The sequence below is a fragment of the Salinibacterium sp. SWN167 genome (assembly GCF_015864665.1).
GTDB lineage: Bacteria > Actinomycetota > Actinomycetes > Actinomycetales > Microbacteriaceae > Rhodoglobus.
In genome coordinates this window covers 176457-201198 of sequence record NZ_JADYWU010000001.1, presented here as the reverse complement: position 1 = coordinate 201198, position 24742 = coordinate 176457, and the positions used below count along the sequence as shown (strand labels likewise).

Annotated in this window: 28 protein-coding genes; 14 read left to right on the top strand and 14 right to left on the bottom strand. The window is 63.0% G+C overall.

What is annotated here, in order from left to right:
* Positions 1–13 precede the first annotated feature (13 nt).
* Complete coding sequence (nucS, locus tag I6E60_RS00925) at positions 14–709, bottom strand: endonuclease NucS (RefSeq protein ID WP_197129504.1); 696 nt, start codon at positions 707–709, stop codon at positions 14–16.
* Positions 710–820: 111 nt separating this feature from the next.
* Here nucS and I6E60_RS00920 point away from each other — a divergent pair, with 111 nt between their 5' ends.
* Complete coding sequence (locus I6E60_RS00920) at positions 821–1549, top strand: alpha/beta fold hydrolase (protein WP_197178408.1); 729 nt, start codon at positions 821–823, stop codon at positions 1547–1549.
* Between the two features lie 39 nt (positions 1550–1588).
* Here the strand turns inward: I6E60_RS00920 and I6E60_RS00915 are convergent, their stop codons facing one another.
* Positions 1589–3019: an MFS transporter gene (locus I6E60_RS00915; protein ID WP_197122200.1), complete on the bottom strand. Its 1431-nt coding sequence runs from the start codon at positions 3017–3019 to the stop codon at positions 1589–1591.
* A 75-nt stretch (positions 3020–3094) separates the two neighbouring features.
* Here I6E60_RS00915 and I6E60_RS00910 point away from each other — a divergent pair, with 75 nt between their 5' ends.
* The gene (locus I6E60_RS00910) at positions 3095–5062 is read left to right on the top strand and encodes a M13 family metallopeptidase (protein WP_197178406.1); all 1968 of its coding nucleotides are present in this window, start codon (positions 3095–3097) and stop codon (positions 5060–5062) included.
* On the top strand, positions 5056–5970 hold the full coding sequence (locus I6E60_RS00905) for a serine hydrolase (RefSeq protein WP_197122194.1): 915 nt from the start codon (positions 5056–5058) through the stop codon (positions 5968–5970). Before I6E60_RS00910 ends, I6E60_RS00905 begins: the two co-directional genes overlap by 7 nt.
* A 14-nt stretch (positions 5971–5984) precedes the next feature.
* On the opposite strand, the gene I6E60_RS00900 is transcribed toward I6E60_RS00905, so the two are convergent.
* The 6 genes from I6E60_RS00900 to I6E60_RS00875 form a co-directional block, all read right to left on the bottom strand.
* Positions 5985–7067, bottom strand: coding sequence for a DUF2510 domain-containing protein (locus I6E60_RS00900; RefSeq protein WP_197178404.1), 1083 nt, complete (start codon positions 7065–7067; stop codon positions 5985–5987).
* A gap of 68 nt (positions 7068–7135) precedes the next feature.
* Positions 7136–7495, bottom strand: coding sequence for a hypothetical protein (locus I6E60_RS00895; protein ID WP_197178402.1), 360 nt, complete (start codon positions 7493–7495; stop codon positions 7136–7138).
* Positions 7496–7546: 51 nt separating this feature from the next.
* Positions 7547–7966, bottom strand: a complete 420-nt coding sequence (locus tag I6E60_RS00890; protein WP_197122185.1) for a roadblock/LC7 domain-containing protein — start codon at positions 7964–7966, stop codon at positions 7547–7549.
* On the bottom strand, positions 7966–8541 hold the full coding sequence (locus I6E60_RS00885; RefSeq protein WP_197122182.1) for an ATP/GTP-binding protein: 576 nt from the start codon (positions 8539–8541) through the stop codon (positions 7966–7968). The genes I6E60_RS00890 and I6E60_RS00885 overlap by 1 nt, the downstream gene beginning before the upstream one ends.
* Positions 8542–8800: 259 nt before the next feature.
* A complete protein-coding gene (locus I6E60_RS00880; RefSeq protein WP_197178400.1) occupies positions 8801–9433 on the bottom strand; it encodes a GNAT family N-acetyltransferase in 633 nt (210 codons plus the stop codon).
* 53 nt (positions 9434–9486) lie between these two features.
* On the bottom strand, positions 9487–10722 hold the full coding sequence (locus I6E60_RS00875; RefSeq protein ID WP_197122177.1) for a glutamyl-tRNA reductase: 1236 nt from the start codon (positions 10720–10722) through the stop codon (positions 9487–9489).
* Between the two features lie 16 nt (positions 10723–10738).
* On the opposite strand from I6E60_RS00875, the gene hemE reads away from it, so the two are divergent.
* The 11 genes from hemE (at position 10739) to I6E60_RS00820 (ending at position 20348) form a co-directional block, all read left to right on the top strand.
* Positions 10739–11797 carry a uroporphyrinogen decarboxylase gene (hemE, locus tag I6E60_RS00870; RefSeq protein WP_197122175.1) on the top strand — a complete coding sequence of 353 codons (1059 nt, stop codon included), beginning with the start codon at positions 10739–10741 and terminating at the stop codon, positions 11795–11797.
* A 5-nt stretch (positions 11798–11802) separates the two neighbouring features.
* The gene (locus tag I6E60_RS00865; protein ID WP_197178398.1) at positions 11803–13140 is read left to right on the top strand and encodes an NAD(P)/FAD-dependent oxidoreductase; all 1338 of its coding nucleotides are present in this window, start codon (positions 11803–11805) and stop codon (positions 13138–13140) included.
* A gap of 56 nt (positions 13141–13196) precedes the next feature.
* Complete coding sequence (hemQ, locus tag I6E60_RS00860; RefSeq protein ID WP_197178396.1) at positions 13197–13877, top strand: hydrogen peroxide-dependent heme synthase; 681 nt, start codon at positions 13197–13199, stop codon at positions 13875–13877.
* Entirely contained in the window at positions 13874–15043 is a 1170-nt protein-coding gene (locus I6E60_RS00855) for a ferrochelatase (protein WP_197178394.1), read from the top strand. The genes hemQ and I6E60_RS00855 overlap by 4 nt, the downstream gene beginning before the upstream one ends.
* Entirely contained in the window at positions 15040–15954 is a 915-nt protein-coding gene (hemC, locus tag I6E60_RS00850) for a hydroxymethylbilane synthase (protein ID WP_197178392.1), read from the top strand. Before I6E60_RS00855 ends, hemC begins: the two co-directional genes overlap by 4 nt.
* Positions 15951–16946, top strand: coding sequence for a porphobilinogen synthase (gene hemB, locus I6E60_RS00845; RefSeq protein WP_197178390.1), 996 nt, complete (start codon positions 15951–15953; stop codon positions 16944–16946). The genes hemC and hemB overlap by 4 nt, the downstream gene beginning before the upstream one ends.
* Complete coding sequence (locus I6E60_RS00840) at positions 16943–18328, top strand: glutamate-1-semialdehyde 2,1-aminomutase (RefSeq protein WP_197178388.1); 1386 nt, start codon at positions 16943–16945, stop codon at positions 18326–18328. The genes hemB and I6E60_RS00840 overlap by 4 nt, the downstream gene beginning before the upstream one ends.
* Positions 18329–18535: 207 nt before the next feature.
* Positions 18536–18889 carry a YtxH domain-containing protein gene (locus I6E60_RS00835; RefSeq protein WP_231601083.1) on the top strand — a complete coding sequence of 118 codons (354 nt, stop codon included), beginning with the start codon at positions 18536–18538 and terminating at the stop codon, positions 18887–18889.
* 7 nt (positions 18890–18896) lie between these two features.
* Complete coding sequence (locus I6E60_RS00830; protein ID WP_197122157.1) at positions 18897–19325, top strand: phage holin family protein; 429 nt, start codon at positions 18897–18899, stop codon at positions 19323–19325.
* Positions 19325–19552 (top strand): DUF3618 domain-containing protein, encoded by a 228-nt coding sequence (locus I6E60_RS00825; protein ID WP_197122154.1) that lies wholly within the window; start codon positions 19325–19327, stop codon positions 19550–19552. Before I6E60_RS00830 ends, I6E60_RS00825 begins: the two co-directional genes overlap by 1 nt.
* A 43-nt stretch (positions 19553–19595) precedes the next feature.
* Positions 19596–20348, top strand: coding sequence for a uroporphyrinogen-III synthase (locus tag I6E60_RS00820; protein WP_197122151.1), 753 nt, complete (start codon positions 19596–19598; stop codon positions 20346–20348).
* A 75-nt stretch (positions 20349–20423) separates the two neighbouring features.
* On the opposite strand, the gene I6E60_RS00815 is transcribed toward I6E60_RS00820, so the two are convergent.
* The 6 genes from I6E60_RS00815 to I6E60_RS00790 all read right to left on the bottom strand — a co-directional run bounded on the left by I6E60_RS00815 (position 20424) and on the right by I6E60_RS00790 (position 24717).
* Positions 20424–20831 carry a DUF1304 domain-containing protein gene (locus I6E60_RS00815; RefSeq protein WP_197122148.1) on the bottom strand — a complete coding sequence of 136 codons (408 nt, stop codon included), beginning with the start codon at positions 20829–20831 and terminating at the stop codon, positions 20424–20426.
* Positions 20832–20859: 28 nt separating this feature from the next.
* Positions 20860–21849 (bottom strand): MDR family oxidoreductase, encoded by a 990-nt coding sequence (locus I6E60_RS00810; protein WP_197178386.1) that lies wholly within the window; start codon positions 21847–21849, stop codon positions 20860–20862.
* Between the two features lie 46 nt (positions 21850–21895).
* Entirely contained in the window at positions 21896–22921 is a 1026-nt protein-coding gene (locus I6E60_RS00805; RefSeq protein ID WP_197122143.1) for a 6-phosphofructokinase, read from the bottom strand.
* A 65-nt stretch (positions 22922–22986) separates the two neighbouring features.
* Positions 22987–23874, bottom strand: a complete 888-nt coding sequence (locus I6E60_RS00800) for a rhodanese-related sulfurtransferase (RefSeq protein ID WP_197122140.1) — start codon at positions 23872–23874, stop codon at positions 22987–22989.
* Positions 23875–23883: 9 nt separating this feature from the next.
* Positions 23884–24339: a hypothetical protein gene (locus I6E60_RS00795; RefSeq protein ID WP_197178385.1), complete on the bottom strand. Its 456-nt coding sequence runs from the start codon at positions 24337–24339 to the stop codon at positions 23884–23886.
* Between the two features lie 9 nt (positions 24340–24348).
* Positions 24349–24717 carry a hypothetical protein gene (locus tag I6E60_RS00790; protein WP_197178383.1) on the bottom strand — a complete coding sequence of 123 codons (369 nt, stop codon included), beginning with the start codon at positions 24715–24717 and terminating at the stop codon, positions 24349–24351.
* Positions 24718–24742 lie beyond the last annotated feature (25 nt).

Genomic DNA, 24742 nt, shown 5'->3' with positions numbered 1-24742 from the left:
GTGCGCCTGAAGACTAGAACAATCGCATGTTGGGATCGTCGAGGCCGCGCATCTCGTCGTAATCCAACAGCACACAGCGGATGCCGCGGTCCTTCGCGAGCGTACGTGCCTGCGGCTTGATTTCCTGGGCGGCAAAAATGCCGGTGACCGGAGCCAGCAGCGGGTCACGGTTCATCAGCTCGAGGTAGCGCGTCAACTGCTCGACGCCATCGATGTCGCCGCGACGCTTGAGTTCCACGGCAACGCTTGCGCCCTTCTCGTCGGTCGCGAGAATGTCGACCGGCCCGATGGCGGTCATGTATTCGCGGCGAACCAGACGGTAGCCCTCGCCCAAAATGTCGATGTGCTCGGCCAGCAGCTTCTGCAAGTGAGCCTCGACGCCATCCTTTTGCAGTCCGGGGTCGACGCCTAGTTCGTGGCTCGAGTCGTGCAGGATTTCGTGAATCGAGACGATGAGCATGTCGGCCGACTTGGTGTGGGCGACCTTCCAGATCTCGGTGACTCCGGCATCCGACTGCTCGGCTTCGGGCTCAAGGGTGGAAAGAACGCAGGGAGGGCTCATCCAGTTGAGCGGCTTGTACGAGAGCGCATCGGAGTGCACGAGCACACTGCCGTCAGCCTTCAGCAGCAGCAGTCGCGTCGCGAGGGGCAGGTGGGCACTGAGGCGTCCGGCGTAATCAACGGAGCATTTGGCTATGACAAGTCGCACCGTCCTACGGTACTCGGAGAAGGTCCGTGGTGAATCATCCTGGGCGAGATTCATCGTCTGGCCGAGCCGCCGACGGCCATCCGCGTTCGAGCACCTGACAGGATGGTGACCATGTATGTCGCCACCTCCGGACCAGCTGATGCCCCGCCCGTTCTGCTTCTCCACGGTGGCGGTGTTGCGGGCTGGATGTGGGATTCACTGCGAGAGCGGCTCGAGACCGATTACCGGGTGATCGTTCCCGACCTCCCGGGCCACGGGCACTCAGCCGACGAACCCTATGTCTCGCACGCCGCGACGGTCGCAGCGCTGGCGAGTCTCATCACGACCCCCGTCACCGTGATCGGGTTCTCGCTGGGCGCGCAGCTCGCGATTCTGCTCGCGTCGCACCACCCTCAACTCGTCACGAACGCCGTGATCGTGAGCGCGCAGGCGAAAGCCATGCCCTTCACGGGTCTCACGCTTGCCGCCCTGGGGGTCAGCGCTCCGCTTGCTCGCCAGCGCTGGTTCGCCAAGCTGCAAGCTCGCGAATTGTTCGTTCCTCCTCACCAGATCGAGGACTACATCGAGACGAGTGCCGGCGTCACGAAGCAAAGCTTGCTGGCGGCCGTCGGCGAGAACATGAGATTCGAACTCCCGGCGGAGTGGTCGACCTTCGACGGTCGTGTTCTGGTGATGGCGGGCACCAAGGAGCGTCGGCTGATGCACGAGTCGGCCGCCGCGATTCACGAAGCCCAGCCCAGCAGCACACTCACGCTCGTCGAAGGTTGCGGGCACGGCATCCCGCTTCAACGCCCGGACTGGTTCGGCGACCGCGTGAGGGAGTGGCTCACTCAGGCCTGAGCTGATCAGCCAACTGCGTCAGCCGCGTAGGTCGCGAAGTCATTTCCCGCTGCCGCCGCCCGGGCGCTTGCGCTTGAACTTGCCTAAGCCGCGACGCTCGTTCTCGCGCTGCGCTTCTTCGATCTGCTCGGGGGTGATGACGAAGTGCATTTCGGTGGTCGCCATTGTGATGGCAATGGATGTCGTACCCGGCGACGAGAAGTCGACGTACGGGAACGCGTGGCGGCCTGCCAGTTCTCGGGCGTACGGCGAAAGTAGCCCAGAGATGATCGCGAGAACCACGATCAGCAGCAGCGCATTCAGCACGCCGACCTGGTCGCTGAGCACGCCGATCATGGGTGGGCCGATGAGCGTGGAGGCGTAGGCGATGGTTGCGACGGCCGTCACTCTCGCGGTGGCGCGCTTGGGGTCATCCGCAGCGGCGGAGATGCCGACGGGGAATCCGAGGGCAGCACCAGCACCCCAGAGCGCGGTACCGATGACGGCGAGCCAGACGGCCGGCGAGAAGATGACGAGTAGCAAGCCTGCAGCGGCGAGACCTGCGGATGCGCGCAGCACGGGAACGCGACCGAAGCGGTCGAGGGCGCGAACCCCAAAGAATCGGGTGGCGGTCATGGCGGTCACGAAGACACCAAAGATCAGAGTGCCGAAGGCATTAGAGATTTCGTAGCCGTCGACCATGGCGAGAGCGAGCCAGTCGATGGCCGAGCCTTCAGCGAAGGCCATGCCGAGCACGATGATGCCGATGAGGATGGTGCGGGGCTCGAGCCAGACGCTTTTCAGCTTCGGGGCGGTCAGCTCTCCGGCGGCGACCTTCATCTCGACGGTGTTGGGCGGCGGATCCGCGAGTCGCTCCGGAAGGATCAATGCCGACACGACGAGCGCAGTGATGAGAACGATCGCCGAGACGATCACGAGGTGAGTGGCGAGCGGAACGCTCAGCGCCTCTGCCGCAGCGCCGAACCCGGCGCCCGCCATCGTGCCGAGGCTGTAAAAGCCGTGCAACGTCGGCATGCTCGAACGGCCAAGGAGCCGTTCGTTCGCGGTGCCCGACAGGTTGATGGCAACGTCGTAGGTGCTGAAGGCGAGTCCAAACACGGCGAGAGAAATCACCGCACCGAAGAAGCTGCCCAGCACCCCAATGATGATCGCAGTAGCAGCGAGCGAGCCGACAAACAGCACCACGCACGCGCGCACGACGATCTTCGCGCCGAACCGCTCGACGAGCTTGCCGGCAACGACGAGCCCGAGCAGCGAGCCGATCGCGAGCCCAAAGAGCAGAATGCCAATCTCCGAATGACTGGCATCAAAAGTGTCGCGCACCGTCGGGATGCGGCCCACCCAACTGGCGAAAGAAAAGCCAGCGAGAGCAAAAAGGGTGGCGATCGCATTGCGCCACGAGAGCACCTGCCGGCTGGTGAGGCCGTGCGGAAGAGAGGGTGGTGTGGCGGCCGAGTCAGAGGCTGTCATCAGTTAAGTGTAGGCCTATCCACTGGTCTTCGATTCGCAGCTAATCCTTGTAAAGAACGCTCTAGGCTGGGGTGCATGAGTGCCGAATCATCATTGCCTTCCGGAATTGCCGTCAACGATCTTGATCCTCAGGTGCGCCCTCAAGACGATCTCTTTCGCCATGTGAATGGCGCCTGGATCGACCGCACCGAGATTCCGTCTGACAAGGCGCGGTATGGCTCCTTCATGGTGTTGGCCGAAGAAGCCGAAGAGGCTGTGCGCGACATCATCATCGAGTCGCAGTCGGCAGAGCCCGGCACCGAACAGCGCAAGGTTGGCGACCTCTACGCGAGCTTCCTCGACGAGGCTCGTGCCGACGAACTCGGGGCTACGCCCATCGCGGCCCAGCTTGCTGATGCTGCTGCGGTTGACTCCATCCCCACTTTGCTCAGCACGCTCGGCCGCCTTGAACGCGGGGGCACGAGCGGGTTCTTCCAGCTCTTCGTCGACAATGACCCCGGCAACCCCGAGCGCTACCTTGTCTTTCTCGAGCAAGGTGGTCTCGGCCTTCCCGACGAGTCGTACTACCGCGAAGAGAAGTTCGCCGAGGTCTTGGCGAAGTACACAACTTTCATTGAGCGGATGCTGACGCTCGCCGGTCTCGATGCTCCGGCTGAGCGCGCCGCCCGCATCGTCGCCCTCGAAACCGAGATCGCGTCGAAGCACTGGGATAACGTCGCCAACCGCGATAGCGAAAAGACCTACAACCCGATGACGTGGCAGGCCGCCAACGACCTCACGGGCGCCATCGACTTGAACGTGTGGCTCGACGCCATCGATGTTCCCGCCCACTCCTTCGACGAAGTCGTCGTGCGCCAGCCCAGCTTCGCCGAAGGGCTTGAGGCGGTGCTGAGCGACGACCACCTGCAGGCGTGGCGTGACTGGTTGTCGTGGCAGGTCATCCGCAACAACGCTGCGTATCTGTCGGGCGATTTTGTGGAAGCCAACTTCGACTTTTATGGCCGCACCCTGTCGGGCACCCCCGAACTTCGTGCTCGCTGGAAGCGCGGTGTCTCGCTCGTTGAAGGCGTGCTCGGCGAAGCGGTCGGCAAGATCTACGTGGAGCGCCACTTTCCGCCCACGGCCAAAGTGGCGATGGATGTGCTCGTCGCTAACCTCGTCGAGGCGTACCGCCAGTCGATCACTCAGCTGGAATGGATGAGCCCGACTACGCGGGAGCGCGCTCTCGACAAGCTCGACAAGTTCACTCCCAAGATCGGGTTCCCCGACAAGTGGCGCGATTACTCCACTCTGGAGATCAGCGCGGATGACCTTGCTGGCAACGTGCGCGCCGCGAACGAGTTTGAGTTCCAGCGCGAACTCGGCAAGATCGGCAAAGAGCTCGACCGCGATGAATGGTTCATGACGCCGCAAACCATCAACGCGTATTACAACCCCGGCTTCAACGAGATCGTGTTCCCGGCCGCTATTCTGCAGTACCCCTTCTTTGATGAGGGCCGGGATGACGCCGCCAACTACGCCGCGATCGGCGCGGTCATTGGTCACGAGATCGGCCACGGCTTCGACGACCAAGGTGCCAAGTACGACGGCGATGGTCGCCTCGTCGACTGGTGGACGCCAGAAGATAAGGCCGCCTTCGAAGAGCGCACAAAGTCGCTCATCGACCAGTACGATGCTTTGGCTCCCGCCCAGGTTCCCGAGCACCACGTCAACGGTTCGCTCACGATCGGTGAGAACATCGGTGACCTTGGCGGGCTCGCGATCGCGTGGAAGGCCTACCAAATCTCTCTCGGCGGCGCCGAAGCTCCCGTGATCGATGGCCTCACTGGAGCCCAGCGATTCTTCATGTCGTGGGCTCAGGCGTGGCAACAAAAGGGTCGCGACGAAGAAGTAATTCGCTTGCTGGCAATCGACCCTCATTCGCCGAATGAGTTCCGCTGCAACCAAATTGTTCGCAATCTCGATGCGTTCTATGAGACATTTAGTGTTACGAAATCCGATTCGTTGTGGCTGGACCCGAAAGATCGCGTCACTATTTGGTAGAGATCGAGCAAACCCGAGAACGCCGGAATCGCATTCGCACCCCCCGAGTTGCGAAGCATGCCGGAACTGGAGAAGAACCCAACTTCACCAGTACCTTTGCCGCGCTCGGAAAACTGAAGCTTTCCGACCGCAGCGTGCGAGTGTCCGCCAGCGCTGTTGATATCAACACGGGCAAGACGATCCTCAGCATCGACGATCGGGTAGAGCTCCCCACCGCCAGCATCGGCAAAATTCTGCTGCTTATCGAAGTAGCGGCGCGATTCGATAGCCGAGACTTTGCGCCCTACGGCATCCTCGACAAAGTTCCCGGTGCATCCGTTGGCGCCGCCGGACTCTGGCAGCACTTGCAAGCACCATCGCTTCCGGTAGCTGACCTGGCCGCGCTCGTCGGTGCCACCAGCGACAACCTGGCGACCAACATCCTGCTTCGACTGATCGGGTTGGATGCTGTGCGAGCCCGCACCGAATCCCTCGGTCTCACCAAGACAGCGCTCCTCGATCTCGTGCGCGATACTCGGGGCCCCGATGACGCACCCCAGCTGTCCGTCGGCTCCGCCATCGAACTCAGCTGGCTATTCGGTGCCCTTGCCCGTGGCGAAATTGTGAACTCGATCGCCAGCCAACGCGTGCTCGGTTGGCTCTCGCTCAACACCGATCTGTCGCTCGTCGCGAGTGCGTTCGGGCTTGATCCCCTGGCTCACCGGGGAGCAGACCACAACACACTCCTGGTCAACAAGACCGGAATCGATCAGGGGGTGCGAGCGGAAGCGGGCGCCCTCAGAGGCAACAAGCGCGCAGTCGCGTATGCGGCATCCATCCAATTCGATGACGCCAACCTTCGTTCACGCCTGCGCGTAATTGAAGCGATGCGCACCTTTGGGCTCGACCTGCTGGAGTACGTGCACTAAGCAGCACCCCGTGACTAGCGACTGAAGCGTGCTTTCAGCCGGGAGAAGATTCCCTCTTTCGAGGCTTCAGGCTCAGGCATCCGGATCACATCGGCGGTCGTGTCGACGGTGTGAGTCAACAAACCCATCAGTTCAAAGGTGGAGACTAAGCGGCGCGCTTCGTCTTCGGGAACGTGTGCGAGTGACGCGAGCTCGGTGATCGTGAGGTAGGCGGCGCCGAGCATTGCCGTCATGCTCATCTGGTCAGTGGTGTGCGTCAGGGTGGTGAGGTTTGGCCAGCGACGCAGCTTGAAGCGAGCGCCAGAAAGGCTTAGTGGGTCGAACGACTCGGGCTGAGCCTGAGTGCCGATGAGCCAAATCAGAGGCTCCCAGTCGCGGCCAGCTTCATCGTGGTGAATCGCGAGCGGGCGAGCAACGGTTTCGACGTCGCCGTCGGCGGTCGTTTCAGAGAGCTTCTCAAGAGGTTGAGCCCACCAGTAAACGCCACCGCGGGGGTCAATGACCAGGGTGGGAGCATCGGCGAAGCGGAGTTCGACGAGCGGTTCCGCGGCAGAGTGAACGGCTTCGGTGATGGCGCGGTTGAGCGCATTCCAGGTGGCTGCGGGCAGAACGATATCAGCACTGGTAGCGGGTCCCGTGCGGCGCTTGCCTGCCGCGGGCGTACCGGAGGCGGCATCCGCTGGAGTGTTTTCGTCGTCGATCGGGGTGACGTTGAGGATCTGTGCTGTGGCGCGCTGGGGTCCCGCAGCATTCGCTTCCGTCGTTGAAGCGGCTGAGAACGGGACAGGAGCGGTGGCCGTAGTTGTGGTGGTGCCGGCCATGGCGGGCATCGCCGAGTCCATGGAGGCGCTAGCGTTCGCATGATCGCGGGCGCTCTTGCGCGGGGCCGGGTGAATGACGAGCACGTCAGGGTCCCCGGCAGTGGCAGGAGCGCTGACGTTGAACTGTTCTTCATCGACCGTGACGTTGAGAGGTGTTGGCTCGCTGTCGAGGGCTGAGACGTGCTCGGTCCAGGCGGTGGCATCCCACCAGCGAAGCTGCAGCGCGCCAAGCGGGTCGCGGTACCACCCTGCGGGGATACTGGTGCCGTCGGTCATGATGTTTCTTTCTGAGCGGTGAAGCCTGCTGTGGCGGTCATCGGATGGCCGCCACAGCGAGAGGATTTTTAGAGGCCGAGGCTGGAGTCGGCAGTCTTGACGTTGATACGTGCAAGGGCGAGGTTCGACTTCGCCTTGTCGAGCACGAAGTAGATGAAGACCTCGGGGTTCGAGGTCAGCGGGCGAATGATGTGGTACTGGCTTGAGAGCGTGATGAGGATGTCATCGATGGAGTCCTTGAGGCCGAGAGCCTTCATGGTCTTGAGCTTCGCGCGCACTACCTCGGTGTTACCGGCTGCTGCTGCGTCGAGGTCGATGCCGCTTCCAGCGCTTCCGAGCAGCATGCCCGAGCCACTGTCGACAACAGCGGCGGCCATGGCGCCATCGGTCTCGAGAAGGGTTGCGAGGGTTTCAGTGATGTTTGACATTATGTTCTCCGTTTGAGGTGTCGGGTTGGTGATACTTCGATGTGATGCTGGTTAAGCAATGAGCTCGGCCATGCGTCGCGCGGCGATGCGTGCGATCGAGAGGCCTTTGCCCAAAGTTTCATGAGTATCGAACAGCGCGGCGAGCACGATGGGGTGCCCTTGAACGCGCAGCTGGATGACGTGGCCGAGTTCGGATGCGATGATCACGTACTCGTTGGTGCCGATTTTCAGTTCGTGGGCGACAGCATCGCTGAGTGCTTGCACTGAGCTGGACATGCTGGCGAAGCGTCCGCCATCCGCGTGGGTTCCATTGAGGTGAACGATCTCGAAGCCGTCATCGGTGAGCAGCGAGGCAAAGGTGAGTGAGCTCGCGAGATCTTGCATTTCGGCGAGAGTGCGGTTGCCGGCTTCGATGTGGACGGGGTTCAGGTGCGACGCAATAGCGGCGACGGGTGCAGGGGTGAGGTTCATTAGATGTTCTCGGAGATCGGTGTCGGGGCAGGTGCAAGGAGTTCACGCATTTCGACGCTGGCGACGAGGGTGAGCAGCAGGGTGCGCATCTCTTCGGCATTGCGAGGGTCGACGGTGAATACGGGAATCAATTGGTCGGGAGACGCAGCGGTGAGCGCGGCCGAGTAGTCGGCAACGCTGGGTGTTTCGGAAACATCAGACTTGGTGACACCGATGACAACCGCGCCGCGGGCGTGGAGTTCACGAAAGTCGTTGAGGTATTCGAGAAGCAGCGCGACAGAGTCAGGCGCATCGTTATTGATGAGAAGAAGTAGACCACGTGCGCGGCCGGCCAAAATCGACCACATGAAATCGAAGCGCTTTTGCCCCGGTACTCCGTAGAGGCGAACCTTCGTGACATCGTCGATGGTGATCTCGCCGTAGTCAAGCGCCACCGTAGTGGTCTCTTTATCCGCTGTCTCGCGATCGGTGTTGGTAGCCTCGGTCGACACCACAGCGATTTCGCTCAGACTGCGAATAGCGGTCGTCTTGCCGGAGCCCATGGGGCCAGCAAACAAAACGACGTGCTCAGACATAGATCTCTTTCGGTTGGTTAGTGGTTCGGAGCGAACGCCCCATCAGATGGGCGTGAAAAATCTGCGAAACGATTGGTCATCGTTTGTGGCGTTAATAGAATCGGTGCTGCCCAAAATCTTCACGAGTCCCCACTCGGGGGTCGCGAGAACGGAACCCGCAGAAAACTGCACCAGAACGTTCTGTCTGTCCCCTAGTCTGGGTGGATGTTTTTCCCGGAAAACAGGGGAATTCGCAGACTAAAGCGGTGGTGCGAGACCCCTAGGCGTGCGGGTGGACTGCCCATTCGCGGTCGAGAATCGCGTAAATACCGGTGTCGGCCCACGCGCCCTTAAACCACATATCTTCCACGTGATGGGCTTCATGCCGCATGCCAAGCGCGAGACACAAGCGAACGGAATCGTCGTTTCGGGGATCCAAATTGGCGAAAACTCGGTGCAGCTTCAGGGTGTCGAAAGCGAGATCGAGCAGAGCGGATGCTGCCTCCCGGGCATAGCCCTTGCCCTGGAAGTCGGGATGCAGAGCCCACCCGATCTCGGCATTCGAATCCTCAGCACTCTCAATCTTGAAATACAGGGTTCCGATCATCACGGAGCGGCGCTCGCGGTGGTGAGCTGTGGGCTCCGCACCCACCGCAAGAGGAGGAACAGCATCCGGCAGCTCAATGGCCAGCTGCACGTAATCGTCAGTCTCCGCGAGCACTTCGCTCACTGTCCACTCGGTGATCTTCTCGATTATCGTGGCGCGGTCGCGGGGCTCGTAGAGCATGTAGGTAGTCAGCTCGGGGTCTGATTGCTGCGCGTGCAGGTCATCGATATCGTGCTCGCTATGCGTGAGGCGGCGCAGCACGAGGCGCTCGGTGTACAGGGGACCTGTTGACTCATACGGTTTCATGCGAGCCCCTCATCATTGTGGGTGGTGCCGAAGGCCAGCATCGCGGCCCGACGCTAAGCCGTGTGCGGTCGCGCCTGAGCGTCGCTTGCCCGTGCCGTGCGCTCGACCGGGATGTTGTAGAGCGCCGAGAGGGCAGCATCAAACTCTGCGACGCGGCCATCAGCCGCGAACTCGCGGGCGCGCACCGAAGGGCCGTGCAACAGCACGCCGCCGAGGTGGCGCAGGGCAGAAATCGTTTCGTCGCCGGCTCCGCGGGCAGTGGCGCGAGCTATTTCCGCCTCAAGGAGGGCGAAGTGGTGCGTGCGAAGAGCAACGATGGCGGGCTCCGCCTGGCTTTCGGCAGCGAATTCGTGGGCGGCCGTGCGAACCAGGTCGCGAGCATCCGCGTGCGCGTTCAGTTCTTCGAGCGGGGCGTGCAGGCTGATGGTTTCGAGGTCGAGCAGGTCAACACCGTTGAGTTGGCCAACGGCGGGGTCAACGTTGCGGGGGAGCCCGAGGTCGAGCACGAGGCACTTGCTGGCGGCTGAGAAGCGTTCGGTGCCGAGCACGGCGCTGGCGGTACACGTGACAATGACGTCAACGTCGAAGTCCTCGCTGGGGGTGAGGCTGTGCTTGAGGGCGAAGGCGGCGTCGCGGCCCGAGGGCGAGAAGACGCGCAGGTCGAGTGCGCCCTTGTCGCGCAGAGCGTTGACGGTCGTGACGGCGTAGCGGCCGGTGCCGACGACGAGAACACGTGCGGTCGACCAGTCGGCGACGCGGCTCGAGGCGAGTTCGAGAGCGAGGCGCACGAGGGACTTGCCCGCTCCGCCGATGGCCGTGTTGTTCTTGATGCCGCGGCTCGTGTGAGTGGCGCGCTGAAAGAGGCGCTCGAGGTCGCGGGTAGTGGTGCCGTTTTTGCGCGCTTGGTCGAGCGCACGGCTGACTTGGCCCGAGATTTCGGCTTCACCGATCACGACGGACTCAAGACCCGAGGTCACCGCGAAGAGGTGAGCTGCGGCATCCGCCCCCTCATGAACGGCGATGGAGGCATGGAGAGTGTCGACGCTGAGGCCGGTGCGTTCGCTCAGTGATTCGAGCAGCGAGCAGACCGTGATGGCTGTGGCGGCGGTGAGAGGTTCCTCGACATCGAGGTAGGCCTCGAAGCGATTGCAGGTGGCAACCAGAACGGCTCCGGCCACGAAATCATTGTGCGTAACAAGGTCGACGGTGGCCGCCGGGGCGACCTCAGACAGACTTTCGAGTACGTCTAAGCTCGCGTTGCGATGATTCGAGCTAAGACACAGGAGCACGACCTAATGTTAACCCGTGACTTTGAATTCTGACCACCCACTTCTCGACGGCCGCACAGCTAACTCGCCTATCATCCGGGCCTATCGCGGCGATCGCCCCGAAACCACTCCCGTCTGGTTTATGCGCCAAGCCGGCCGCTCTCTTCCCGAGTACCGCAAGCTGCGTGAGGGCAACGAAATGCTCGAGGCGTGCCTGACGCCCGACCTCGCGAGCGAGATCACGATGCAGCCGGTGCGTCGCCACAATGTCGACGCCGCCATCTTCTTCAGCGACATTGTTATCCCGGCCAAACTTGCCGGTGTTGAGGTCGAGATCGTTCCCGGCCGTGGCCCTGTCTTTGCCAACCCCATCCGTACGGCGGCGGATGTCGCCAAGCTGCACCCCATCGACCCTGCGGCGTTTGCGCCCATCCGCGAGGCTGTCGCGCAAACCGTTGCTCAGTTGGGCACGACGCCGCTCATTGGTTTCGCTGGAGCACCATTCACTCTCGCGTCGTACATGGTCGAGGGTGGCCCGAGCAAAGACCAGCAGCGTGCGCGCACACTCATGTACTCGGACCCACAGACGTGGGCGAACCTGCTCAACTGGTGCGCCGACGTTGCGGGCGAGTTCTTGATCGCTCAGGTCGAGGCAGGCGCCTCTGCCGTGCAACTCTTCGACTCCTGGGTCGGTTCGCTCTCGGAGCAGCAGTACGTGCGCCGGGTGGCCCCGCACTCCAAGCGTGTTCTCTCGCACTTGCGTGGCTACGACGTTCCGAAGGTTCACTTTGGTGTCGGCAGCGGCGAAGTTTTGCAGGCCATGCACGGCATTGGCGCCGACGTGATGGGTGTTGACTGGCGCATCCCGCTCGATGAGGCTGACCGTCGCCTCGGTGGCGGAGTGCCGCTGCAGGGCAACATCGACCCCGCCCTGCTCGGTGCTCCGTGGCATGTGCTCGAAGCGCACGTGCGTGACGTCATGAACCGCGGCCGCGTTGCTCCCGCTCACGTGGTCAACCTTGGCCACGGCGTCGGCCCCGACACTGACCCGGATGTGCTCACCAAAATTGTGGAGCTCGTTCACGAGGAAGGTTAGTGAGCGTGATCGCGACAGAATTCACCGTCGTCGGCGGCGGCATCGCAGGGCTTGTCACTGCGCGCCGCCTCGCGATGGCTGGCCGAACCGTGCGCCTCATTGAGGCAAGCGATCATCTGGGCGGCACAGTGGCATCCCACCTTGTCGGCGGCATCAATTTGGATGCCGGAGCCGAAAGCTTCGCCACCCGCGGCAATACTGTTGCCGACCTCGCTCGCGAGTTGGGCCTTGGCGACGACATCGTTTCGCCGAGCGACGAAGGTGCCTGGCTGCAGCCCGTGGATGGCGCGGCCCTCCCGTTGCCCAGCACCGGCATTTTGGGCATTCCGGCGACACCGCTCGACGCTCAGACGATTGCGGTTCTGGGTATGGGCGGCGCTCTGCGCGCCCAACTCGATTCGCTAATTCCGTGGTTTGGAAAGCGCACCGATGTGTCGCTCGGTGCTCTCGTTCGTCGCCGCATGGGCAAGGCCGTTGTAGAGAAACTGGTCGCCCCCGTCGTGCACGGCGTGTACTCGCTGCACCCCGACGATCTTCCGCTCGACCGTGTTGCAACGCTCAAGGAACGCCTCGCCCTCCACGGGTCGTTGGCGGCAGCGGTGCGTTCGATGCGCGGCGCAATGCCGGCCGGAACAGCGGTTCAGGGTATCCGGGGCGGAATCAATCGACTTGTGACTGAGTTGGCCGCCGACCTGAAGACCTACGGGGTTGTTGTCGAGCTCGACCGGCGCATTGAGAGTGCCGACGAGCTTGCAAAACTCGACGGCACCGTCATTGTGGCGGCTCCCGGCATCCTCGCCCCCGTTCGTGGCCGCACCGTCACGCTCGCGACTCTTGTGCTTGATGCGCCCGCGTTGGATGCCGAACCCCGCGGTTCGGGAGTGCTCGTCGCCCCCGGCTGCACCGCAGTCTCCGCTCGCGCCCTCACCCATGCGACCGCCAAGTGGCAGTGGTTGAAAGAGCAAGCGAACGGCCACCACGTCGTGCGCCTCTCGTACAACGAGGTGCCCGCCGGAGACTTCGCTGACGTTGCTCGTCACGATGCTGAAGTGCTGCTCGGGGTCTCGTTGCCACCGGAGTCGGTCATTGATTGTGCTCGTCGCGAATGGGTTCGCCCGGCCGCGCTTGCCGCCGCTGAGCGCACGGATGGCGTAGTAGTTGTCGGCGAAACCGTCGGCGGAACCGGGCTGGCTGGCATCGTCACGCACGCCAATGCCACGGTCGATCGACTGCTGGCGCTCGCGGCCGAGGAATCTGCCGAGGAACCTGCCGAGAAGCCCGCCGCCGAAGCAGCCACCGCGCCAGCCACCGAGGCCGATGACGCCACTCAAGAGGTAAGCTAGTTAGGTTCACCTAACTCACGGTATTTTCCCAGTGTGCCCAGAAGGCGCGGGAGAGAATGGAAGACATGACAGACGTCGACAAGTCCACTGAAATTTTGGGTTACACGCTGTGGGCGGTTCTCCGTCGTGACCCGCACCGTCCGGCGCTCGCCGGTAACTTGGAGCCGGCTGTTGCCGCTGTCGAGGCCCGCGGGGTCACCATCCGCGGTTTCTATGATGTCTCGGGCATGCGCGCCGACGCTGACATCATGATTTGGCTGCACGGCAGCAACCCCGAAGACCTCCAATGGGCACTGCGCGAGTTGCGTCGCCATGACCCGCTCGCCTCGCTGCTTCCCACGTGGAACGCCATGGGCGTGCACCGCGACGCGGAGTTCTCGAAGAGCCACATGCCCGCCTTCATGCGCGGCAAGGAGCCCGAAGCCTGGCTCACCATTTACCCCTTCGTGCGTAGCTACGAGTGGTACCTGCTGCCCGATGCCGAGCGCAGCAAGATGTTGCGCGACCACGGCATGAAGGGCTCCGAAATGCCCCAGGTTCTCGCGAACACCGTTGCGAGCTTCGCCCTCGGAGATTACGAGTGGATGCTCGCGCTCGAAGCCCCCGAACTTGTCGACCTGGTCGACCTCATGCGTCACCTGCGCCAGACGGATGCCCGCCTGCATGTGCGCGAAGAGGTGCCGTTCTACACGGGCCGTCGCATCACTCTCGACGAGATCGCTGAGGTGCTGGCATGACCCACGTTCTCGGTGCTACGGATGCCGCGGCATCCGGCCCCGAACACGTTGAAGAAGCCGTGGCGTATGACGCCATTCTCCTCGCGAGTTTTGGTGGGCCTGAGGGTCAAGACGATGTCATCCCGTTCCTGCGGAACGTCACGCGCGGACGAGGCATCCCCGAAGAGCGCCTCGAAGAGGTCGCGCATCACTACCGCGCGTTCGGTGGCATCAGCCCGATCAACGACCAGAATCGCGAGTTGAAGGCCGCGCTTGAAGCCGAACTTGCTCGTCGCGGCATTGACCTGCCCGTGCTGTGGGGAAACCGCAACTGGAACCCCTACTTGAGCGATGCGCTCACCGAGGCCAACGAGCGCGGCTTTAAGAAGCTCATCGCCGTCGGCACGAGCGCCTATAGCTCGTACTCGAGCTGCCGCCAGTACCGCGAAGACTACGCAATTGCGCTCGAGCAGACCGGTCTCGAAGGCACGATCCAGATCGACAAGGTGCGTCAGTTCTTCGACCACCCCGGCTTCGTGCAGCCGTTCATCGACGGCGTTCGTGACGGTCTCGCTCAGATCGCCGCCAAGGGCATTGCGCCCGAGAAGACGCACGTGCTCTTCACGACCCACTCGATTCCGTCGACGGATGCCGCCAAGAGCGGCCCGGAGTCGCGCGGTTTCGGAGAGGGCGGTGCCTACGCGGCACAGCACCTCGCCGTGTCCGAAGTTGTGATGGCGGCGCAGGCGGAAGACTTTTCCGCCACCACGCTGCCGGCGCACAGTCTCGTGTACCAGTCGCGCAGTGGCCCGCCCTCGATGCCGTGGCTCGAGCCCGACATCAACGACGCCATCGATGCGCTTGCCGCCGATGGCATCGAAGCGGTCGTTATTGTTCCGGTCGGATTCATTTCTGACCACATGGAAGTGAAGTGGGATCTCGACACCGAAGCGTTGGAAACGGCGGGAGGCCACAACATGGTTGCCGTTCGCGTTCCCACGCCCGGCGTACATCCGGCGTTCGTCACGGGTCTTGTTGACCTCGTGTTGGAGCGCCGCGACGGAGTGCCGGTGGCAGACCGCCCCGCACTAACAACAATCGGCCCCTGGTACGACGTCTGTCGTCCTGGATGCTGTGAAAACGTGCGGCTCGGCTTCAAGCCGGCAGCCGCGGGGGTAGCACCGTGACCGTAATTCGAATTGGCACGCGAGGCAGCACACTCGCAATGGCGCAGACCACCACGGTGGCACGCCAGCTCGAAAGCAAGACCGGCGTCGAGACGGAAATCATTCCGATCTCCACTCAGGGTGACCGCTCAACAGAATCGCTCTCCACGATCGGCGGGCAGGGTGTGTTTGCGAACGCTCTGCGCGAAGCGCTGCTCGCGGGGGAGTGCGATGTTGTCGTGCACTCGCTCAAGGATCTTCCGACCGCTCCCGTGCCCGGTCTCACGATCGCGGCCATCCCCAAGCGTGCCGACGAGCGCGACGTGGTGTGTGCTCGCGATGAGCTCACGCTCGCGACATTGCCCGCCGGTTCCAAGGTCGGCACCGGTTCGCCCCGTCGCCAAGCTCAGCTGCGTTCGCTCTACCCCGACCTTGAAGTTGTCGACATTCGGGGCAACATCGATTCGCGACTCGACAAGGTGTCAAACGGTGAGTTGGATGCCGTCATTCTCGCCGCCGCCGGCCTCGCCCGCGCCGGTCGTGCCGCCGCCATCACTGAGTACCTAGGCATTTCGGGCTGGCCAACGGCTCCCGGCCAAGGCGCCCTCGCGATCGAAACGCGCACGGGTGAAGAGAAGCTCGCGGCAGTGCTCGACCACAAACCCAGCCGCACCAAGACAGACGCCGAACGCTACGTTCTCGCTTTCCTCGACGCCGGATGCTCGGCACCCCTCGGAGCGCACGCCGTGATCGACGACGGCCTGCTGTTCTTGGATGCGCGGGTCTACGCCCTCGATGGCTCCCGCTACCTCACCAGCTCGCACGCGCTGTACGTCAACGATGTGGATGACCCGGCCCGCGAGGCAGCACAGCGGGTCGCCGACGATCTTTTGGCACAGGGCGCTGGGGAGCTCACCGGGGCACGAGCGTGATCATCCGCCCCCGCCGTTTGCGGTCGAGCCCGGCGATGCGTCGTCTGGTCGCCGAAAACCGCACCCACCCCAACCAGCTGATCCTGCCGATGTTTGTGCGCGAAGGGCTCACCGAGCCTGCCGCGATCAGTTCGATGCCGGGCGTGCAGCAGCATTCGCTCGACTCGATGCGCCGCGCGATTGCCGAAGCCGCCGAACTCGGCGTCGGTGGCGTGATGCTCTTCGGTGTGCCTGAACACAAGGATGCCGAGGGCTCGGGAGCGATCGACCCCAACGGAATCCTCAACGTCGCCACGCGCGCGGCTGTCGCCGAGGCTGGTGACGCCCTCGTGGTGCAAACCGATCTCTGCCTCGACGAATTCACTGATCACGGTCACTGCGGGGTACTGCGCGGACGCACCCACCCCGTGACCGGTGTGACCGAACTCGTCGTCGACAACGACGCCTCGCTCGAGCGATACCGCGAAATGGGCGTCGCTCAGGCCGAAGCCGGCTCGCAACTGCTCGGCCTCAGCGGCATGATGGACGGCCAAGTCGCCGCCGTTCGCGACGCGCTCGACACCGCTGGTCATACCGACACCCCCTTGCTCGGTTACGCCGCCAAGTACGCCTCCGCGTTCTACGGACCGTTCCGCGAAGCCGTGCAGTCCTCGCTTGAGGGCGACCGCCGCGCGTACCAACAGAACCCCGCCAACCGCCGCGAAGGCATCCGCGAAGTCGAACTCGACATCGACGAAGGCGCCGACGTGGTGATGGTCAAGCCCGCCATGAGCTTCCTCGACGTGCTGGCCGACGCCAGCGCCATCAGCAGCGTGCCGGTCTGGGCGTACCAAGTCTCCGGCGAATACGCGATGATCGAAGCCGCCGCCGCGAACGGCTGGATCGACCGCCGCCGCGCTATCGAAGAATCAGTACTCAGCATCCAGAGGGCTGGCGCCGAAGCGGTGCTCACCTACTACGCAACTGAACTTGCAGAATGGCTACGCGAATGAGCGACACCACGTCCAACACCCCGTCCGCCACCGCCACCAACCAGCAGTCGTTCGACCGCGCTCGCGGCGTGCTTCCGGGCGGCGTCAACTCGCCCGTGCGTGCGTTCGGCTCCGTCGGCGGAACGCCCCGCTTTTACGTGAAGGCCTCCGGCTCGTACGTGACGGATGTCGAGGGCCGGTCGTACATCGACCTCGTCAACTCGTGGGGCCCCGCCATTCTCGGCCACGCTCATCCCGAAGTGATCGACGCCGTTCAGCAGGCAGCGTCGCGCGGCCTCGGCTTTGGAGCTTCCACCCCCGCCGAGACCGAGCTCGCCGAACTCGTGCGCGCCCGCATCAGCGTCGGGGGAGTGAGCCCAATCGAGCGCTTGCGCCTCGTTTCCACCGGCACCGAAGCGACCATGACGGCCATCCGTTTGGCTCGCGGTGCCACCGGTCGTCGCTTACTTGTGAAGTTTGCCGGGCACTACCACGGTCACTCCGACGGGCTCTTGGCTGAAGCCGGTTCTGGCCTCGCGACGCTCTCGATGCCTGGCTCTGCCGGAGTCACCGCCGAGACCGCCGCGCAGACCCTTGTCATTGAGTACAACAACATTGCCGCGCTCGAGCAGGTCTTCGCCGAACACGGCCACGACATTGCCGGCGTGATCTTCGAAGCCGCCGCCGCGAACATGGGCGTGCTCGCCCCGCAGCCAGGCTTCAACGAAGCCATCGTGCGCATCGCCCACGAGCACGGCGCCCTCGCGATCAGCGACGAAGTTCTCACGGGCTTCCGTGTTGACCCCGCTGGCTACTGGGGCTTGGATGCTCGCGCTGCCGCGGCCGCCACCCCCGACGCCCCCGAGGCGCGCTGGGTTCCCGACCTCTTCACCTTTGGCAAAGTCATCGGTGGCGGGATGCCGTTGGCCGCTCTAGGTGGTTCGGCTCGCATCATGGAGTTGCTGGCTCCGCTCGGCCCGGTCTACCAAGCTGGCACCCTGAGCGGAAACCCCGTCGCCGTTGCGGCGGGCCTCGCTACGCTGCGGCTCGCTGACGACGCCGTGTATTCGCGGCTCAACCAGGTTGCCGAAACTCTCTCGGCCGAAACGTCGGCCGCACTCTCCGCCGAGGGTGTTGAGCACGTCGTGCAGCACGCGGGCAACCTGTTCTCGTTCGTGTTTAGCGGCTCCGAGCCGATGAACTTTGCCGACGTGAAGGCCCAGCAGGGCTACCGCTACGCACCGTTCTTCCACTCGATGCTGGACTCCGGGGTCTCGCTGCCGCCGAGCGTGTTTGAAGCGTGGTTCGTTTCGGCAGCCCACGACGATGGCGTGGTCTCGAAGATTGTCGAGGCGCTGCCCGCCGCCGCGAAGGCTGCCGCCGCGGCATCCGCCCCTCAGTAGCCGGGATTGCTTGCGGCGACCTCGCCGCGGGCCTCGAAAGCGATGATGGCTCGACTGTAAACTCTGTGTGAGTTCTTGGGGAAGCACTATGCCAATCTGAGAATATGCTCCAGAATAGCTACCTGCGTTACCAGAAAACCCTGACCCCGGGCTGCAGTTAACGCGAGTATGTTGGAAGAACCAACCGGCAACGAAATGGAGTTCACCATGAAGGGCAAGATCCTCCTAGTAGTAGGACTCGGCATCGGCTACGTGCTCGGAACCCGCGCTGGCCGCGAAAAGTACGAAAAGATCAAGGCAACGGCAGGCAAGCTGTGGAACGATCCCCGCATCACCCAGCAACGCCATAACGCTGAAGACTTTGTGAAAGACAAGGCTCCGGATGTTGCGGAGTTCCTTGCAGACGGCGCCAAGAAGGTTGTCAAGCAGGTCGCGTCAAGCAAGAGCGACAAGGCGGCGCCAGAAAAAGTGACGACCACCAGCAGCGCGCCTAAAAAGAAGCCTGCCGCCAAGAAGTCTTCGTCAGCGGCATCCACGACGAAGTCCACCAACTCGAAGTAGGGCTGCCATGTACGGTGAATCACCGAATACAGAACCGCAGCGCGACCCCAAGCGGTCACTCGCTGCACTAATCGCCGACGTCCCTCGCCTTCTCGGCGATCTCGTCCGCGGAGAGATCGAATCGCTCAAGAGCGAGATGGTCGGCAAACTCAAGAACGCCGGAATTGGCGTTGGCCTGTTTGCGGGAGCAGCGTTTTTCGCGCTGTTTGCGCTGATGGTTCTCATTGCTGCCGCCGTGCTCGGCTTTGCGGAAGTAGTGCCAGCCTGGGCTGCCGCTCTGATCGTGGCCGGCATTTTGCTTGTGATCGTGGCGATTCTCGTTTTTGTGGGCCTCGCGCTCGTCAAAAAGGGAACCCCGCCAGCCCCCACCGAAACGATTGAAAGTATTAAGAGCGACGTTCGTGCCATCAAAGGCACCCGAAAGCGGAGGTCATAATGTCTGAAGAGACCAACAACACGATCGAGCAGGCTCGCGCCGAACTCGAAAAAACGCTCGACGCCATCGAAGATAAGTTCAACATTGGCAAGCGTGTAGATGAAGTTGCAACCAACGTACGCACCTCCTACGAGAGCAACCCGTTGCCGTGGATTATTGGTGCAGCAGCGGCCGCGGTCTCGGTAGTGGCCGTCGTTGCATGGGCAATTCTCAGCGACGACGACTAGCTCGATTAGCGTCTGACTCCCCAACAGGGGGAGTATAGAGAGCATGGCAAGAAAAGCACTCGATGGTTTGCGCGTGCTCGTCCCGCGCGGAGGCAATTGGGGCGACAGCGTCGCAGCACTTTTGAGGGGTCACGCGGGCATTCCCGTGATTGCGCCCCTCATCAATTTCGCGCCCTCAGAGAATGTCGCCGCGCTCGCCAACGCCTTTCATGAACTCAATGATGGGCAGTTCGACTGGATCGCTGTGACCAGCGCGACCACCATTGATGTGTTGATAGCAAGTGGCGTCAAAATCCCCGACAACACCAAGATCGCTGCCGTCGGCGAAACCACCGCCAGCGCGCTGGCGCTCGCTGGACACCGGGTCGATTTCGTTCCCGAGTTTGATAACTCCGGTCGTGGGCTCGTTAAAGAGTGGCCCGACACGACTCCAGGCCTCCGGGTTTTGGCACCGCAATCGAACCTTGCCGATACGACTCTTGTCGATGGGCTCGGTGCGCTCGGTCACGAGGTATTGAGCGTTTCGGCATATAGCACCGTTGGGGTGCCTGTCGCTGACAAGGTGCGCGAGGATGTCGCATCCGGTCGTATCGCAGCCGTGCTGATCAGTTCTGGTTCGGTCGCGCGGCAAGTGGCCGAGCAGCTCGCGCCGCTGCCCGAAGACACCATCGTGGCGTGCATTGGTCCGCGCACGGCGTTCGACGCGCGTGCAGCTGGTCTCACCGTGCACGTGATCGCCGAAGATCGCTCGAGCGAATCTCTCGTCGAGACGCTTGTCGAGTACCTGCGCCGCTAGCGGGTGGTGCAGCCCGCCAGCGGGCGAAGGCCGACGTTAGCGCGGGTGTGGCGGTTGCCGCCGGTTCGTGGCGTCTTAGCCGACGTTGAGGGCCAGGACGAGGAAGATGATTCCGAGTAGCGGCGGCGTTCCCTGGATGATCGCGGGGCGAGCCATCAGCTTCGGCTGCGACGTAATCAAAACCACGGCCGCGAGAAGCATGCTGAGCGCTCCAAACATGGCGAGCGCGATGCCGGCCGGCCACAGGTTGGTGGTGCCCATGAGCACGAGACCCGTTCCGGCGCCGAGAGCGAGGAACACGTTGTAGAAGCCCTGGTTATAGGCCCACGGCTTCACGGCATCCGCATCCTGGGGGCGCACGCCGAAGATCTGCTGAACGCGAGGCGTGTGAAAGAGCACGCTCTCCATGAAGAAAATCATGAGGTGCACGAGGGCGGCGAGAAAGATAAAAGCTGATCCGAGGATGGCTAAAGCAGTGTTCATGCTCAAAAGTGTGGCACAGCCGGAATGCTTAGCCGTGCACGTCAACGACAGTTCGACCGCGGATGCGACCCGCGATGATGTCCTCGCCAGCAGCAATAGCGCTGCTGAGCCCGATCGTGGAAGTCGTGCTCTCGAGCAGGCTGAGGTCGAGATCGCGCTCCAAACGCTCCCACGCTTCGAGGCGGTGTGCTCGCGGGGTGAAGACCGAATTGATGCCGACGAGGCTGACTCCGCGCAAAATGAAGGGCATCACGCTCGTGTGCAGGTCGCTCGATTGGGCGTTGCCGCACGCCGTCACGGTGCCGCCGTACTCGGTCGCGGCGATCGCCGAGGCCAGAGTCGTGCCACCGACGGCGTCGATCGCGCCTGCCCAGCGCTGCTTCATGAGGGCTTTGGGTTCGGTGCTGAGTTCGGCGCGGTCAATGATGGTGGTGGCACCTAGGGCGCGCAAGTAGTCGTGTTCGCTTTCGCGACCAGTGGATGCCGTCACGCTGTACCCGAGCTTATTGAGCAGGGCGATGGCCACAGACCCTACTCCGCCGGCAGCACCGGTGACGAGAACCTCGCCGGAGACCCCGCCGCGCTCGATGGCGAGCACGGAGAGCATCGCGGTGAAACCGGCCGTGCCGATGGCGGCGGCCTGATGATTGCTGATGCCGGCGGGCACTGGAACAACCCAATCGCCCGGAACACGTGCCCGTTCCGCGTAACCACCATGATGGGTTTCACTGAGACCGCAGCCGTTCACCAACACACGCTGACCAGCACTAAAGCGGTCATCCGTCGACTCGGCGACAACGCCGACGAGGTCAATTCCGGCGATCAGGCGCGGGGCGCGAACGATGCCAGGTCTGCCGGTGAGGGCGATGCCGTCTTTGTAGTTGAGGCTGGAGAACTCGACATCGATCGTCACGTCTCCGGGCATCAGGATGCTGTCATCCAGTTGCTCAGAGAGCTCCACGTGCGCCGGAGCTTGTCGGTCAGACTCGTTCTTGGTTACTTCGATTCCACGCCACATACCGTCAGCCTAGAACCGCAGGCTGGGTTTTGGTTCAGTGCTGGTGTTAGCCGAAGAGAATCGCAGCTTCGTCGTAGCGTGACTGTGGCACCGTGTTGAGCTTGCCGAGGGCATCCTCGAACGCCACGTTGGTGATCTCGGTTCCCCGCAGGGAGACCATGCGACCCCAACGGCCGTGGATGACCGCGTCAACTGCGGCGAGGCCGTAGCGAGTGGCGAGAACGCGGTCGTAGGCGCTGGGCGTTCCACCGCGCTGAATGTGACCCAGAGTGGTTGAGCGCGTCTCGAGGCCGGTGAGGGCTTCGATCTCGGGCGCGAGCTGGTCGCCGATGCCGCCGAGGCGGGGGCGACCGAAGGCGTCCAGGCCGCGCTCGGAGTGGGCGTCGTCCATGGTGTCGAGCGTGAAGCCTTCGGCCACAACAACGAGAGGGGCGCGGCCGCGGTCGCGAGCAGAATTTACCCACTCCACGATCTGCGCCATGCTCGTCTTCTGTTCGGGGATGAGAATCGCGTGAGCGCCGGCAGCCATTCCCGAGTGGAGGGCGATCCAGCCGACGTGGCGGCCCATGACCTCGGCGACCATGCAGCGGCCGTGCGAGTCACCGGTGGTGCGCAGGCGGTCCATGGCGTCGGTCGCGATCTGCGTGGCAGTGTCGAAGCCGAACGTGTAGTCGGTGGCCGAAAGATCGTTGTCTACCGTTTTGGGGACTCCGACGATCTTGATGCCGGCATCCGTCAACCGCTTGGCAGCAGCAAGGGTGCCTTCGCCGCCGATGGCGATGAGGGAGTCAACGCCGAGGCGTTCCATGTTTTCGCGCACAGTGTCGGCGCCGTCGGTGCCCTCGAAGGGGTTCGTGCGCGAGGTGCCCAGAATGGTGCCACCCTGCTTGGAGATGCCCTGAATGTCTTTGCGAGTGAGGGGCATGGCGTCGCCTTCAACGACTCCACGCCAACCGTCGCGGAAGCCGACGAACTCTTTGTCGTAGACCTGCGTGCCCTTGAGCACGATGCCGCGAATAACTGCGTTCAACCCGGGGCAATCGCCACCGCTGGTCAGGATTCCGATCTTCATGAACCCATCATGGCGCATTTTTGTGCGCTAGCGAGCCACGATCTGGTTCGCAGCGCCGCATAACTTTAGCGGCTGATTGCTGCTTCGCCGATCGGATGCGCGGCACACGCCACGGAGTCTGCGTGCTCATCGCACACCACGAACTGCTCACGGCAGGCCTTGTTGTGGCAATTCTCAACCCGTTTGGTTGCCGCACCGCACTGGTAGCAGGCGCCGATTGCTTTGGTGTCTGCAGTGAAGTCAATGGCCATGCGCTTGTCGAAGACGTAGAGCGAACCGTTCCAGAGGCCGGAGTCGCCGTACTTCTCGCCGTAGCGAACGATACCGCCCTCGAGTTGGTAGACCTCGCCGAAGCCTCGGCTGCGCATGAGGGAGGAGAGAACTTCACAGCGGATGCCGCCCGTGCAGTACGTGACAACGGGAGTGTTCTTGAGATGGTCGTACTTGCCGCTGTCGAGTTCGGCGACGAAGTCACGAGTGGTGGCGACATCCGGAACTATCGCATCGGTGAATTTGCCGATCGCGGCCTCGATGGGATTGCGGCCGTCGAAGAAGGTGACCTCTTTGCGAGCCACGAGCTCGTGGAGCTCTTCGGGGCTGAGCTTCGTGCCGCCGCCAATCACACCGTTCTCGTCGACCTTCAACTCACCGGGGGCGCCGAAGCTCACGATCTCGTCGCGCACCTTCACGCTGAGCTTCGGGAAGTCGTTGCCCTGACCCTCGCTCCACTTGAAGTCGATGTTCTTGAACGCCGGGTACTCGCGCGTCTTGCGCACGTAACGCTTGATGTCTTTGAGCTCGCCGCCAACGGTGCCATTCATGCCGTCTTTGGAGAGGATGATGCGACCGCCGAGCCCGAGGAACTCGCACAGGTCGCGCTGCCACAGCCGCACAGCCTCCGGATCGGCCAGCGGCGTGAACACGTAGAAGAGAAGGATCTTAGGAACAGCCACGGGGCAAGTTTACGGCTGTTGGCTGGGGGAGTTGCACTTGCCGGCGGCGCTGGGGCTGGATGCCGCGGGCGCGTCTACAGTCGTGTCGGCTTCGTCGGCTTCGGCGGCGGCGAGCTCTGACTGGAGGAAGAGCATCCACTCGTCGTACACGTCGTCGGGGCGGAGGAAGACACGGCCTATGGTCTGAGCGAGCGTGCGACCGGAGTCGGGGAGGAGGCGGTGCCAGAGCGTACCGCGCACCAGTGTTGACGCCAGCACGAAGCTGAGGGCGTAGGCGATGAGGGTGTTCAAGGCGTGCTGCAGCGGGGCGACGTCGGGCTGCAGAAGCAGCACGGCCATCGCGCCGGCGAAGCCAAGAAGGATCGCACCCGCACGGAGGAGCGGCCGAGGGGTAGGCACGTGCACCCTGGCATAGACGGCCCCAATAAGAAGGCCGCCGACGATCGCGCCGATGAAGAGAAGCATGGACGCAGTTTAGTCAGCGGCGGGGTTCTGGCCTTCTGAGAGTTCGCGGTCGTCGAGCATCGCCGTGTACTCCTTGCGCAGGTCGCGGGGGTTGCTGAATTGGCGCGCAACCAGCTGCCAGTAGGTGAAGCCGGATTCGGGGAAGGCCCGTAGCCAGATCCGCGGGGCGTAAGCAAATTGGGTAATGATCAGGCCGCCGAGAAAGGCATAGCCCATCATCCCGTGGCCTCCTGTTGTTGCGATGATGACGATTACCGCGCCCATGCCCACCATGAGAATGACGACGTTGGGAAGCGGTTTGTAGGTCGGAGTGCGTGCTTCGCACGACAGCACCCCCGTGATCAATCCGATCACCGCCGCAATAACCAACCACATCATGAGACAAACTCTACGTCAGGGGTGG

Bases quoted from the DNA above. Each gene is read 5' to 3' on its own strand.
- I6E60_RS00820 (WP_197122151.1), top strand. From the start codon at position 19,596: ATGGCAAGAAAAGCACTCGATGGTTTGCGCGTGCTCGTCCCGCGCGGA.
- I6E60_RS00840 (WP_197178388.1), top strand. From the start codon at position 16,943: ATGAGCGACACCACGTCCAACACCCCGTCCGCCACCGCCACCAACCAG.
- hemQ (WP_197178396.1), top strand. From the start codon at position 13,197: ATGGAAGACATGACAGACGTCGACAAGTCCACTGAAATTTTGGGTTAC.
- I6E60_RS00790 (WP_197178383.1), bottom strand. From the start codon at position 24,717: ATGATGTGGTTGGTTATTGCGGCGGTGATCGGATTGATCACGGGGGTG.
- I6E60_RS00855 (WP_197178394.1), top strand. From the start codon at position 13,874: ATGACCCACGTTCTCGGTGCTACGGATGCCGCGGCATCCGGCCCCGAA.
- I6E60_RS00885 (WP_197122182.1), bottom strand. From the start codon at position 8,541: ATGTCTGAGCACGTCGTTTTGTTTGCTGGCCCCATGGGCTCCGGCAAG.
- I6E60_RS00835 (WP_231601083.1), top strand. From the start codon at position 18,536: ATGAAGGGCAAGATCCTCCTAGTAGTAGGACTCGGCATCGGCTACGTG.
- I6E60_RS00895 (WP_197178402.1), bottom strand. From the start codon at position 7,495: ATGTCAAACATCACTGAAACCCTCGCAACCCTTCTCGAGACCGATGGC.
- I6E60_RS00880 (WP_197178400.1), bottom strand. From the start codon at position 9,433: ATGAAACCGTATGAGTCAACAGGTCCCCTGTACACCGAGCGCCTCGTG.
- I6E60_RS00825 (WP_197122154.1), top strand. From the start codon at position 19,325: ATGTCTGAAGAGACCAACAACACGATCGAGCAGGCTCGCGCCGAACTC.
- I6E60_RS00795 (WP_197178385.1), bottom strand. From the start codon at position 24,339: ATGCTTCTCTTCATCGGCGCGATCGTCGGCGGCCTTCTTATTGGGGCC.
- I6E60_RS00915 (WP_197122200.1), bottom strand. From the start codon at position 3,019: ATGACAGCCTCTGACTCGGCCGCCACACCACCCTCTCTTCCGCACGGC.
- I6E60_RS00900 (WP_197178404.1), bottom strand. From the start codon at position 7,067: ATGACCGACGGCACCAGTATCCCCGCAGGGTGGTACCGCGACCCGCTT.
- I6E60_RS00920 (WP_197178408.1), top strand. From the start codon at position 821: ATGTATGTCGCCACCTCCGGACCAGCTGATGCCCCGCCCGTTCTGCTT.
- I6E60_RS00815 (WP_197122148.1), bottom strand. From the start codon at position 20,831: ATGAACACTGCTTTAGCCATCCTCGGATCAGCTTTTATCTTTCTCGCC.
- I6E60_RS00910 (WP_197178406.1), top strand. From the start codon at position 3,095: ATGAGTGCCGAATCATCATTGCCTTCCGGAATTGCCGTCAACGATCTT.
- I6E60_RS00890 (WP_197122185.1), bottom strand. From the start codon at position 7,966: ATGAACCTCACCCCTGCACCCGTCGCCGCTATTGCGTCGCACCTGAAC.
- I6E60_RS00830 (WP_197122157.1), top strand. From the start codon at position 18,897: ATGTACGGTGAATCACCGAATACAGAACCGCAGCGCGACCCCAAGCGG.
- I6E60_RS00810 (WP_197178386.1), bottom strand. From the start codon at position 21,849: ATGTGGCGTGGAATCGAAGTAACCAAGAACGAGTCTGACCGACAAGCT.
- I6E60_RS00805 (WP_197122143.1), bottom strand. From the start codon at position 22,921: ATGAAGATCGGAATCCTGACCAGCGGTGGCGATTGCCCCGGGTTGAAC.